This is a genomic window from Staphylococcus coagulans, from assembly GCF_002901995.1.
In the GTDB taxonomy this organism is placed as follows: Bacteria; Bacillota; Bacilli; order Staphylococcales; family Staphylococcaceae; genus Staphylococcus; species Staphylococcus coagulans.
Genome location: NZ_PPQN01000046.1, coordinates 1 through 13,248 on the forward strand (window position 1 = coordinate 1; position 13,248 = coordinate 13,248).

Annotated in this window: 11 protein-coding genes and 1 pseudogene; 11 read left to right on the forward strand and 1 reads right to left on the reverse strand. The window is 36.0% G+C overall.

All coding sequences use genetic code 11. The annotated features are described in order from the left end of the window. Positions 1 to 227 precede the first annotated feature (227 nt). The 6 genes and pseudogenes from cdaA to CD118_RS09475 all read left to right on the forward strand — a co-directional run bounded on the left by cdaA (position 228) and on the right by CD118_RS09475 (position 7,754). Complete coding sequence (gene cdaA, locus CD118_RS09450; RefSeq protein ID WP_050330325.1) at positions 228 to 1,034, forward strand: diadenylate cyclase CdaA; 807 nt, start codon at positions 228 to 230, stop codon at positions 1,032 to 1,034. Then, positions 1,035 to 1,967, forward strand: a complete 933-nt coding sequence (locus CD118_RS09455) for a CdaR family protein (RefSeq protein WP_103356618.1) — start codon at positions 1,035 to 1,037, stop codon at positions 1,965 to 1,967. It begins immediately after the preceding gene. A 28-nt stretch (positions 1,968 to 1,995) separates the two neighbouring features. Beyond that, positions 1,996 to 3,348: a phosphoglucosamine mutase gene (gene glmM / locus CD118_RS09460; protein ID WP_060829573.1), complete on the forward strand. Its 1,353-nt coding sequence runs from the start codon at positions 1,996 to 1,998 to the stop codon at positions 3,346 to 3,348. 247 nt (positions 3,349 to 3,595) lie between these two features. Continuing rightward, positions 3,596 to 4,177 (forward strand): annotated as a pseudogene (locus tag CD118_RS09465) (group II intron maturase-specific domain-containing protein); the annotation flags it as partial. A gap of 728 nt (positions 4,178 to 4,905) precedes the next feature. Then, positions 4,906 to 6,708: a glutamine--fructose-6-phosphate transaminase (isomerizing) gene (gene glmS / locus CD118_RS09470; protein ID WP_103356619.1), complete on the forward strand. Its 1,803-nt coding sequence runs from the start codon at positions 4,906 to 4,908 to the stop codon at positions 6,706 to 6,708. Between the two features lie 191 nt (positions 6,709 to 6,899). Next, positions 6,900 to 7,754, forward strand: coding sequence for a Cof-type HAD-IIB family hydrolase (locus CD118_RS09475; RefSeq protein WP_060830502.1), 855 nt, complete (start codon positions 6,900 to 6,902; stop codon positions 7,752 to 7,754). A 50-nt stretch (positions 7,755 to 7,804) separates the two neighbouring features. Here CD118_RS09475 and CD118_RS09480 read toward each other — a convergent pair whose 3' ends face one another. Next, a complete protein-coding gene (locus tag CD118_RS09480) occupies positions 7,805 to 8,707 on the reverse strand; it encodes a hypothetical protein (protein ID WP_050330333.1) in 903 nt (300 codons plus the stop codon). Positions 8,708 to 8,889: 182 nt separating this feature from the next. Between CD118_RS09480 and CD118_RS09485 the strand changes: the two genes are divergently transcribed. The 5 genes from CD118_RS09485 to CD118_RS09505 all read left to right on the forward strand — a co-directional run bounded on the left by CD118_RS09485 (position 8,890) and on the right by CD118_RS09505 (position 13,038). Beyond that, complete coding sequence (locus tag CD118_RS09485; protein WP_103356621.1) at positions 8,890 to 9,594, forward strand: FadR/GntR family transcriptional regulator; 705 nt, start codon at positions 8,890 to 8,892, stop codon at positions 9,592 to 9,594. Positions 9,595 to 9,802: 208 nt separating this feature from the next. Next, on the forward strand, positions 9,803 to 10,741 hold the full coding sequence (manA, locus tag CD118_RS09490; protein WP_050330336.1) for a mannose-6-phosphate isomerase, class I: 939 nt from the start codon (positions 9,803 to 9,805) through the stop codon (positions 10,739 to 10,741). 15 nt (positions 10,742 to 10,756) lie between these two features. Further along, the gene (locus CD118_RS09495) at positions 10,757 to 10,996 is read left to right on the forward strand and encodes a hypothetical protein (protein ID WP_050330339.1); all 240 of its coding nucleotides are present in this window, start codon (positions 10,757 to 10,759) and stop codon (positions 10,994 to 10,996) included. 79 nt (positions 10,997 to 11,075) lie between these two features. Next, positions 11,076 to 12,437 carry an EVE domain-containing protein gene (locus CD118_RS09500; protein ID WP_103356622.1) on the forward strand — a complete coding sequence of 454 codons (1,362 nt, stop codon included), beginning with the start codon at positions 11,076 to 11,078 and terminating at the stop codon, positions 12,435 to 12,437. A 208-nt stretch (positions 12,438 to 12,645) separates the two neighbouring features. Continuing rightward, a complete protein-coding gene (locus CD118_RS09505; RefSeq protein WP_060829577.1) occupies positions 12,646 to 13,038 on the forward strand; it encodes a thiol-disulfide oxidoreductase DCC family protein in 393 nt (130 codons plus the stop codon). Positions 13,039 to 13,248 lie beyond the last annotated feature (210 nt).

Consider the following 13,248-nt stretch of genomic DNA (forward strand, 5'->3'; position numbering starts at 1 on the left):
TGGTTGATTTTCTCAGTGCCCTTATAAGGGCTGGTCAGTAACAGAGGCTTTCAGCCGAAGAACAAACCACCCGTTCACACGGGTGGTTTTGATTTTATGAGAAATGATACAGTGATAAGACACTTCACGCATTGATTCATGATAGAATGTTTTTGACACGATATGACAAATAAGCATAAACATTGGTATAATATTTGTTATGGGAATAGATTACCGGAGGAGATACTATGCAGATTTCTAACCTCTTAGAAAATTTAAGCACACTTGAGGTCATAACAGGTATTCTAGATTTATTAATTGTATGGTATGTCATTTATCTACTGATTACAGTCTTTAAAGGGACTAAAGCAATTCAATTATTAAAAGGAATATTATTTATACTTGTTGGAAAAGCAATTAGTGAATATTTACAGTTAACGACGACTTCAAAATTGTTTGATTTAGTAATGCAATGGGGATTTTTAGCCATCATTGTTATTTTTCAGCCGGAGATTAGACGCGCGCTTGAACAACTTGGGAGAGGGAGTTTATTTAAGCGCTATTCGACGACATCTTCGGTAGAAGTACCCAAACTTGTTGATTCTGTGTCTAAAGCCGTACAGTACATGGCAAAACGTCGCATCGGTGCATTAATTGTGTTTGAAAAAGAAACAGGTTTACAAGATTACATAGAGACGGGTATTCCAATGCACTCAGAGATTTCTCAAGAACTATTGACCAATGTTTTTATTCCTAATACACCATTGCATGATGGCGCAATGATTATACAAGGTGATAAAATCGCTACAGCTGCAAGCTATCTGCCTTTGTCGGATAGTCCGAAGATTTCAAAGAGTTTAGGCACACGACATCGTGCAGCGGTGGGTATTTCTGAAGTGTCAGATGCATTTACTGTCGTTGTTTCAGAAGAGACTGGATCTATTTCTGTAACATTTGATGGAAAATTGCGTAAAGATATTTCAGTAGAAGTTTTTGAAGAGTTACTCTCTGAACATTGGTTTGGTGTACACTTTGCAAAGAAAGGTGTGAATTAAATGTTTGAATCTAAATGGGGTTTACGTTTCTTTGCATTTATACTCGCTTTATTATTGTTTTTATCGGTGAATAATGTTTTTGGTACATCTTTCAGTACTGATAATATTTCGAATAACGGGAATAAAACAATTAAAAACGCACACGTAGAGGTCATCAATAATGATAAAAATCTATACGTCTCTGGGGCACCTGACACCGTTGATGTTGAGTTAACAGGTCCACAATCTAAAGTTTTACAAGCTCAAAAAACTGGAGATATTAAAGTGGTATTAGATGCATCTGATATCCAACCAGGAGAGCATACGTTAGAATTCCAAGTGCGTGGATTAGATAAAGATATTAACTATCACGTTTATCCGAAAGAGGCGACATTGTCTGTCGAAAAGAAAGAAACAAAAACGTATGCGGTTGAACCGAATGTGAGTCCTTATGTGATAGATTCAAATTTCAAACTTAAGGATGCTTCTGTAACACCACACACTGTCAAAGTGATTGGTGGTAAAGAACAATTGGACCGTATTGCTTTCGTTAAGGCAAGTTTCCGCAATGAAAATGATATTAAAGAAAAAACGACAGGCGACGCTAATGTAGCCGTATTTGATAAAAATATGAATAAGCTCGATGTTCAAATTGAGCCATCAACGGTTGAACTTACGGCAGATGTCGAATCTTATTCAAAAAAAGTGAAGCTTGATATATCGACAAAAGGAAATCCAACCAATGGATTAAAAGTTGCTGACGTTTCATTAGATACAAAAGAAATTGAGATTTTTGGTAATCGAGAAGCTTTACAAGATATATCTGAAGTTTCTGGTGAAATTGATGTCAATGGCATTTCAAGTGACACAGAAAAAGAAGTTAAATTAACACTACCTGAAAATGTGACAAAGCTAGAACCAGATAAGGTTAAAGCAAAAATTAAAGTACAGTGATGAATGAGAGTAAAAGGAGATATGATTTATGGGTAAATACTTTGGCACTGATGGTGTAAGGGGTATAGCAAACCAAGAATTAACACCAGAATTGGCATTTAAATTAGGACGTTATGGTGGCTATGTTTTAGCGCACAATGAGCACACGGAGCATCCACGCGTACTTGTTGGAAAAGATACGCGTGTATCTGGAGAAATGTTAGAGCATGCGTTAATCGCCGGCTTAGTTTCTATCGGTGCAGAGGTGATGCGCTTAGGTGTGATTTCCACACCAGGTGTCGCATATTTAACGAGAGATATGGGCGCAGAATTAGGTGTGATGATTTCTGCCTCACATAATCCTGTAGAAGATAACGGTATTAAGTTTTTTGGTTCAGATGGATTCAAACTTTCTGATGAACAAGAACTTGAAATTGAAGCATTGTTAGATGAATCTAACCCTGATTTACCACGTCCAACAGGCACGGCGATTGTTCATACATCCGACTACTTTGAAGGTGCACAAAAATATTTAAGTTATTTAAAATCAACTGTCGAAGTTAATTTAGAAGGTCTTAAAATTGTATTAGACGGTGCACACGGATCAACTGCTGGATTGGCGCCATTCCTTTTTGGTGATCTCGAAGCGGACACCGTGACAATTGGCTGTAACCCTGATGGTTATAATATTAACGATCAAGTAGGTTCAACACATCCTGAAACATTGGCTAAAACCGTTGTTGAAACAGGCAGTGACTTTGGACTTGCATTTGATGGTGATGGTGACCGTTTAATTGCAGTTGACGAACAAGGACAAGTCGTGGATGGGGACCAAATTATGTTTATTCTTGGACAAGAAATGTCTAAAAACCAAGAATTAAATGAGAATATGATTGTTTCTACTGTGATGAGCAATTTAGGCTTTTATAAAGCATTAGAAGCAGAAGGTATCCAATCCAATAAAACAAAAGTAGGCGATCGCTACGTTGTCGAAGAAATGCGTCGTGGTCACTACAATTTAGGTGGAGAACAATCAGGTCATATCGTTTTAATGGATTACAATACAACAGGTGACGGACTCTTAACAGGTGTTCAACTTGCTGCAGTTGTTAAACGTTCTGGTAAAAAGTTGAGTCAACTTGCAAATCAAATGACAAAATATCCGCAACGCCTCGTGAATGTTCGTGTGACAGATAAACACGTTGTTGAACAAAATGAAGATGTTAAAGCCATTATTGAACAAGTTAAAACTGAAATGAACGGTGAAGGCCGTATATTGGTTCGTCCGTCAGGTACTGAATCGCTTGTGCGTGTGATGGTCGAGGCTAAAACAGATGAAGATGCGTATAACTATGCACAACGCATCGCTGATGTTGTAGAAGAGAAAATGGGATTATCGTAACAGCACTGTGAATTAAAAAGCATGAATCTCATGAGTATATTCGTCCCAATCAGCGCGGATCACAAATATACTGATAGGATATTATGGGTAGAGATGAGAAAATCTCTACCCATTTTTTATAGTGCGCCCGGCATGGGTAACAACTTGACGGTGAAAGTCCGTTACAGGCTTGGTAGTAGGAACTGTTAGCGAAAGACAAGGGTGTCCATTGTGAAGTGGAATCTGAAGGAAGTCGGACGCAAACACTCGCACAAAACGTGCAGGTGAACGCGTAATGACGAGTGTAACGAAATTCATTGAAAAGCAACTGAAGTTGGTTGTCAATGAACAGAAAAGTAAAGTAGGAGCAATCACACGTTTAAAGTTCTTGAGTTGTCTAATAACCAAGGTCAATGGGGTTTGTCGTTTCAGACCGACTACGGAAGCAAAAAGAAATTTAATACGCGCCTTAAGGAAAATAACGAAACGAAATAGACCCGGTACCTTTAAAGACATTATCAATGAAATTAATCAAGTGACGCGTGGTTGGATAAATTACTTTGGTAGAGGTTTTATCAGAGGATTTATTGAAACCACGCAATCCTGGTTAAACCGCCGACTTAGACAACGCATTCTTAAACGGTGGAAAAGAGTAAGAACTAAATATAAGGTGTTGCGCCAATACGGTCTTGACCATAGAAGTGCAATGAAAATCGCACAGTCTCGCAAAAAGTACTGGCGATTATCGAACACGTACAAGGTTCATCGTTTACTTACAACAAAACAACTCTACAAGTGGGGGTTGATACCATTAGCCCAGCTTGCAGAGTTGGCTTACGCAAGATATTGAACCGCCGAGTACGGAACCGTACGCTCGGTGGTGTGAGAGGACGAATAGTCAATTAATGGCTATTCTCCTACTCGATTTTTGCAATTACATCATCAAACTATACACAAAATACCATCGAGAGACTGGCCGATTTAAGTGAAAATTAACGATATTTTAGATGATGAATACTTTAAAGTTTGGATATTGAGTCTAAAAAAGGATTGTTATTTTAATATAGCAATACAAAAGATTATAATTAAAATAACTTATAAATATTTTAGTGATAAACGTTAAAAGCATAGATAAAACTTAGGCATTATTGCTTTTATAGCATTTATACTTTTATTTGCAATAAAAGTTTCACTCATTGTACAATAGACTATATTGCAAGAAGGAGGGTAGAGGTTGAAACAGTTTATAAAGCGCCAGCGCAAATTGAAAACATGTATTGTCGACCGATATGCTAAAGCAGAGCATCTCATAGATACATGCTGGAGATTTGTGGACGAGGAGGATAGTGATCGAATATGATCGGCGGATGCTATCCCGGATGTGGCTCATTCGTTAGCTTATTAATTAAATCATTAGGGTGACCTATTGGACAAAGTTAGTAAGATCGCTAAACCAATTCAATAAAATAGAATGCGATGCTGGAGTCATTTGTTCACATTTTGTTGCATTATAGCAGAATGCTAAAAGTGTAAAAAATGACGCGCAGCACCGTTATTTCGGTGTGGAGGAATTTATTTATGTGTGGAATTGTTGGCTATATTGGCTATCAAAATGCGAAAGAAATTTTATTAAAAGGGTTAGAGAAACTCGAATACCGTGGATATGACTCAGCAGGTATTGCAATTCGTGATGAAAACGAGGTCACTGTTACAAAAGCACAAGGTCGAATTGCTGAGTTACGTAAAGAAGCAGACAATGATCATGATGGATCTACGGGAATTGGTCATACAAGATGGGCAACACATGGGGTGCCAAGTTATGAAAATTCTCACCCACATCAATCTACAAGTGGTAGATACACACTCGTACACAATGGTGTGATTGAAAATTATGAAGAACTTAGAGAAGAATATATTCCTAATGTTCAATTTGTTTCAGAAACAGACACTGAAGTTATTGTTCAATTGATTGAACATTTTGCTGAAACAGGTTTATCTACTGAAGACGCATTTACAAAAGTGGTTTCTCTATTACATGGTTCATATGCACTAGGTTTATTAGATTCTGAAGATGGTGAGACAATCTATGTTGCTAAAAACAAATCACCGTTACTTGTTGGAATTGGCGAAGACTTTAACGTGATTGCATCTGATTCACTTGCAATGATTCAAGTAACAAGTGAATACAAAGAATTAAAAGACCAAGAGATTGTAATCGTTAAACGTGATGAAGTTGTCATTAAAAATTCAGAGGGTCAAGTTATCGATCGTGAAAGTTACATTGCTGAAATTGATGCCTCTGATGCTGAGAAAGGTGTATACGACCACTACATGTTGAAAGAAATTCATGAGCAACCTGCAGTTATGCGTCGTATTATCCAAGAATATCAAGATGAACAAGGTAATTTAAACATTGATCCTGAAATCGTTGAAGATGTTAAAGCAGCAGATCGTATTTATATCATTGCTGCAGGTACAAGTTATCATGCAGGATTAGTAGGTAAAGTATTTATTGAAAAATGGGCAGGTATTCCTACTGAAGTTCATGTTGCTTCAGAATTTGTTTACAATATTCCATTATTGTCAGAAAATCCATTATTTATTTATATATCTCAATCAGGTGAAACAGCTGATAGTCGTGCTGTATTAGTTGAAACAACAAAACTTGGTCATCGTTCATTAACAATAACAAACGTAGCTGGTTCCACACTTTCTCGTGAAGCAGATCATACATTATTACTTCATGCGGGGCCTGAGATTGCCGTTGCTTCTACTAAAGCATATACAGCACAAATTGCAGTTTTATCAATTATGTCACACGTCGTTGCACAAGCACGTGGCATCGATCCGAATATCGATTTATTGCGTGAATTAGCGAAAGTCACTACTGCAATCGAAACAGTGGTCGATGATGCGCCACAAATGGAACAAATTGCAAAAGATTTCTTAGAAACAACACGTAATGCATTCTTTATTGGACGTACAATTGATTATAATGTAAGTTTAGAAGGTGCTTTAAAACTAAAAGAAATCTCATATATTCAAGCAGAAGGTTTTGCAGGTGGAGAGTTGAAACATGGTACAATTGCACTCATCGAAGACGGTACACCAGTCTTTGCACTTGCTACACAAGAAGGTGTAAACCTCTCAATCCGTGGTAACGTGAAAGAAGTTGTCGCTCGTGGTGCACATCCATGTATTATTTCTATGGAAGGACTTGAAAAAGACGGAGACACATATGTGATTCCTCATGTCCACGAGTTGTTAACACCACTCGTTTCAGTTGTTTCTCTACAATTGATTTCTTATTACGCTGCATTACATCGTGATTTAGATGTTGATAAACCACGTAATTTAGCGAAATCTGTGACTGTGGAGTAATATTCTCAGTTTGTTCATAAATAGCGTAAGGTACAAGCAAATAGGCTTCGTATCTTACGCATTTTTTAGTTTAACTTCATTTTGTCATAAAAGGTTACAGTTTGTAAGAAAATAAGTGTGTATCGTGTTGCGTAAGTATCTATTTGATGACACAATAAAGGAGTAATCAATGAATGAAAGGAAATGCGATCATGCAAAATATAAAAGCAATATTTTTAGATATGGATGGTACAATTCTTCATCAAAATAACAGAGCATCTGAAAAGACAGCTTCAGTCATTGCTCGCCTTAGAACAGAGGGATATAAGGTGTTTTTAGCAACAGGACGTGCTTACGAAGAGATTCATTTACTTATACCAGAAGATCTTCAGTTTGATGGTATCATTTCATCGAATGGAACATTAGGACATATTGATGAACACGTATTATTTGAACACGATCTTAGTCTTGAAGCGGTACGTCAAATTGTGACGGAAGCCCAACAAGATGGAATCTATTATGAGGTCTTTCCATTTGATGAGCCGCGATTTGCCCTGAATGAAGATCAAAGTTGGATGTTAAGCTTAGTTAAAGGTGACAAGCCTGCCACTGTAAATGAAAGTGAATGGTTATCAAGACACGAAGCAATAAGAGAGAAGTTAACTTGGCGTGATACGATACCGACGCAACTTGGTTTTTCAAAAATATATTTATTTCATTCTGATCTAAACAAAATTAAAAGTTTTAGAGAAAAAATGGTCGCACAGCAGTCAAAATTAAACATTGAAGTTTCTAATTCAACACCTAATAATGTAGAAACAATGGCATACCATATTAATAAAGGGACAGGAATAGAAGAGATGTGTCGTCATTTTAATATTCAACTTTCTGAAACACTTGTTATTGGAGATAGTGATAATGATCGTGCGATGTTTAAAGTTGGTGGTGTAACGGTTGCGATGAAAAATGCCAGCACGGAGATTAAAGCATTGACGCAATATGAAACTGAGTTCGACCATAATCATGATGGTGCGGCGCAATTTTTAGAAACACAACTATTAAAATAAATAAAAGCCAGTCTGAGGTGGAAGATTTTCCTAACAGACTGGCTTTTAGCTTATTTCACTTCTTTTTGTCCTCTACGCACAAAATATTGAATAATTGTACCGATAATGAGTAAGTAAATGAGATATCGAATAATTAAAAAGATGATATTGAATATAATCATTAAATAATAAGCGACATCTTGTGAAATATGTGCGAGATTTTGTTGAATCAAGTAATTAATAGGTTGATTAATAATAATAAAGATCAAATTAAGTAATAAAATGCCAATGAAGAAACGTAAAAATGTTTTATGACCATTTTTAATACCGTACCATGCTTCTTTTAGATGTACTTTAACACTTCTTGAAGCATCTTCAGTTAAGGATGTAGCAAGGTTTGTAACGTATACCACCGTGAACCAAACGAAGATACTTAAAATAAATGAAGATAATACAATTAAGATACTAATGATGAATTGTAACCAGCCTTGACTGATGTCATTAGCACTAATGGCATTAAAGAGTTGTTGTACAAGATATGAAACACCTGCATTAACGAGACCATAGATGACCACTGTCAGTATAATGAATAAAATACTCATTAGACCTAGAATCACACTTTTACCCCAAATGCCTTTTTTAAATGAGCGTACTAAATCTTTCCATTGCATTTGCGCTGAATCTAAAACAGAGTGGCGTATGACACGTACAAGTCCTGTATAGATTGGGAAGAGTACCATCGAGAAAATACAGATTGTCAGAATGATGGCACCAATCATCATGAAAATTAATTTTGTCATACTTTGTTGACCCGTTAAAATAGATATCTGCCAAGCTTGAAGTAATAAATTAAACGGTGACATTACGAGAATAGCCAACAATAATAATATTGCAAAACCAATAAATGATGTGGCAAATAGTTTTAGTTTTTGATTTTTTGTATTATGCCAAAACAGCTTTGTGAATTTTACCAATAGTGAGCACTCCTTTCACATATAATCCACATTATCAAAATCTTTCTTATTTGAAAATAAAAATGGTCTTAATTTAAACGATTTTATCAGTAAATAAAAATTAACATAAAAATAGTTGTTTTTAATACAGAGATGACAGCTAAAGTTTGATAAGATATGAGATGAGGGCGAGGGGAAAAGCTATGAAAATCACGAATCAAAAGAAATATGAGCAAATTGCAGATGTATTGATTCAGCAAATTGAAGAAGGAACTTTAGAAGTTGGGCAACGATTGCCTTCAATACAAAAGCTTGCTGAAGCCTATGGTGTGAGTAACGCTTCGATGCGTGAGGCACTGAATGCACTCAGAATGATAGGACTCGTAGATATTAAGCATGGTTATGGGACATTCGTAAAACAAAAACAGCCACAGTTATTTGATTTTCTTTCCCATACACTTACAAAAGCGCGCGTACGCGACATATTAGAATTGCGTGAATCGGTAGAAGTCGCGACAGCACAATATGCCGCATTACGGCACACAGATGAAGATATACAAGCAATGGAAGCTGCATTAGAAGAAATGGTCAATGCGATACAATGTCATCAATCAGGTGAGGAAGCTGATTTAAAATTTCATCTTGCTATTGCTAAAGCCTCTCATAATGCATTGTTGTATGAGTTGCTAAATAATATATCGGATCTCATTCAGCAGACGATGAAAGGCACACGTCATATTTATATTTATAGCCGCCAAAAAACGATGGAGAAATTATTGGAAGAACATAGTGTCATCTTAGAAGCAATCAAAAAGCGACAAGAAAAAAAGGCGGCTAAATTAATGACCCATCACTTAGTCGAAATCCGTCAAACATTAGTTGAAAATTATATAGTAGAAACAAATTAGGTCATTATAGCGGTTTAAAAGATGCAAAGTGGCTCAGGTATCCATGAAGTGAGATGGTTTGATTTTCTAATTACTAAAGCACATTTATAGGAGATATGATACAATTATGTAAGATTATTGTGCCATTTCACTGAGTTACGATGGTACAGAGGAAATCTAACATACATATAAAAAGAGCATAATATGAAAGATTGAGAGGTGGTTCCCAATGCCATTATTACTTGAACCTGTTTTTCAGGAAAGAATTTGGGGTGGAACAAATCTCGCACAATTTGGTTATGATTTACCGAGTGACCATACTGGTGAGGTATGGGGAATCTCAGCTCATCCACATGGTGCGAATCGAATATTAAACGGTCCATTTAAAGGACAAACATTAGATGAAGTATGGGAAAATCAACCTAAACTGTTTGGGGAATTTCCTACAAAAAAGTTTCCGCTATTAACTAAGATTTTGGATGCTGAACAAAAATTATCAGTTCAAGTTCATCCTGATGATACGTATGCTTATGAGCATGAAAACGGAGAATACGGCAAAACAGAATGCTGGTATATATTAGATGCAAAACCAGGCGCAGAAATTATATATGGCACAAATGCGCAATCTCATGAAGAACTCAATGAAATGATAAATCAACATGATTTTGAACATTTGTTCAGACGAGTTCCTGTCCACAAAGGTGACTTTTTCTTTGTGCCGGCTGGTACTGTCCATGGCATAGGTGCAGGTATTATGATTTTAGAAACACAACAGTCTTCTGATACGACTTATCGAATCTATGATTATGACAGACAAGATAAAAACGGTAATAAAAGACCTTTACATCTTGAAAAAAGTAAAGATGTCATTCAAATTAGTGAAGAAAGTCCTAATGTAATACCACAAACTGAAGTGATTGAAAATCATAAGTGCACAACGTTTGTGCAAAATTCATTTTTTACTGTGACACATTGGCAAATACAAGGCACATTGAACTATATGAAGCCGAGAGAATTTGTTTTGGTCTCTGTACTGGAAGGACAAGGGCAGCTCATTACAGATGGTGAAATTTACGATATAAAAAAAGGGAACCATTTTATATTGACTGCAGAAGATTTGGATAACGTGTTTGAAGGTGAATTTTCACTAATTATTAGTTATGTATAAGAAGAGGAGAATGACATGAAATGGGGTTTATATATCGCTTTAGTTTGCGGTATTTTATCTGGAGCGACTATATTTTTTCAAGTGCCTATCTTTCCTTCCATTGTATTTCCAGTGTTAATCGGAATAATCGGTATCATCGCTACACTTTGGACTTTGCCTAATCGTGCAATCAGTCCAATGTTAAAGGTTGGCGGGGTACTCATTAATTTACTTCCAGTTGCAGTCGGTCTAATGCAATGGATGAACACTCAATGAAAAGTAATATAATAAATACAAAACATTGCTGGATTAAAGGATAAGATATAATTTTTTTAAAAGGAGATACAATGATACTATGGCTGCAGAGATTAATTATTTTTGGCTGAATTGCGGATACAATAGATGGAATCATAATGAGCCATTAGTTGGACAAAAAACAGTATTTGAGTCAGGGGCACAATTTAATCCAACACAAGGGTTTCGTGCGTTCAAACAAGCACAAGTCGGTGACCGTGTGATTTTTTACCAAGTACAAACAGATGCAGGATTACTTGGATGGGGTGAAATTACTCGGGTTAAGACAGGTGCACAAAACAAAACACATGTAGAGTTTAAATTTAACGAACCTTTCAAGCGACTCACGTCAGATTATCTTAAAAGAAGTGAATCATTAGAATTTCGAATGAATAATATGAAAGAAATTCTTTTTAATAAGATTTCATACGATGAATTCGAATTAATCAAAGGACTAGGGACTGGCGAGATTTCTATTCCTAGATATTTCTTTATGTCTGAAACAGAGACGTTTGAGCCAGATGAAACCTACACAATTTATACGCATACACGTAACGGTATAAAAAGAAATGGTTATCATCATTATACGCAATTAGAAATAGGCGACCAAATCATCATTTATAATCGCAATTCTAACCAATCTGTCATTGGACGTGCTGAAGTGGCACACCATATTCATACACGCCCACCAGAGCAAGGTCGGACGAATAGTACAGCGATTGAAATTCGATATATTGAAGATATCAATCCAGTTAGTTTGATGACGTTAAATAAACACCAAAAACTTAAGAACTTGTACTTTTTACAAGAAAATTCTAAGCAAGCGATTGCGAGTTTAACGCCGACACAGTTTAATGCCATTATGGAAATGAGTGAAAATGATGGCTTAAAAGGGCAATTTGAAGCGGTTTCTGGGCATCAAGATACTGAAAATCAAGAATTAAAGCCATTTATTTTATTACTTGCAGAACAAAAAGAAGAAGGGTTGAATGCTGCGAAATCACTCGTTGAGAAAGCCAATGCGACATCAGTCATCACAGTTGGCCACCCTGATTTCTCTGAAGAAATGTTGTATGGGCGCTACTTACCAAATGAAGCGGGCGCATTATATTATAGAGAAGGGTTTATTACAGAATTGATGCCTAAGACGGAGCGTCAATTTTTAGTAATTGACCAATTTGAACGTATTGACGCTGACATTTTCCAAACCTATATTAACGTGTTAGAAGGTCATGAAGTCACGCTTCCACGCTATAATAAGAATGGTAATATGGTTAAATGGAGTACTGAAAATACGTCATTCTATCGTTTTAATCCGAATTGGCATATCATTGGGGTGACTTATATGACACCACAAGAAGTAAAAAATACATATACTTCTCAATTTTTGAAGTATGCACGTATTATTCAAGTTAAACAATAAATGCATAACAGTGCATCGCTTTATGTTATGGTGCATCTATGTTTAATATCGTAGAGATAAAAGGTGATTGAATTTGACAATAGGGTCAATGATATCACCTTTTTTCTGATTCGAATGGAAATGTATTTAAAACTTTGAATATGAGCTTTTTTTTATTATTTGATATGAAAATATAAAAGCGGGTATATTTAAGACAAGAGGTGATTATATGCCAATTATTTATTACGATGATCATTGTGTTTATTGTTACAATTATGCAATTTGGCTCATTCGAAATGGTTTGCCTAGAAATTATCAGTTCGTTCCACTAAAAAGTACAGCAGGAGAAGCATTACAAAAATCACGTCCTGAAGTGCTTGAGTATAACAGCGTTGTTTTGCAAGAGGGCGATGATTTGACATTTCAATCGACAGCAATAGCCAAACTCATCTATACACTCGATCGTTATAAGTGGTTAGCTATTCTATTATGGCTCGTCCCCAAACCTTTACGCAATTTAGGTTATCAATTGTTTGCGAACAACCGTGATAAAATGTGGAAAACACACTGGGCAAAAGCAAATGAATATGAGCAATCTTTTTTTATAGCTAAAAACAAATAAAATGGTCTCGTTGATTGAGATGATATTAAATAAACAGACTGGGACAATTGAGTTTCAGTATACAAATAAAGCACCTCAAAAATCAGTTAAACGATTTTTGAAGTGCTTTATTATTGAATAAAAGTAAACCATGCGCTATGCGTATGGTTCCGGAAAGGTTCTACCGTTGTATTAAAATAGGCACCTCAGCATGCTAGAATAATATTTGGT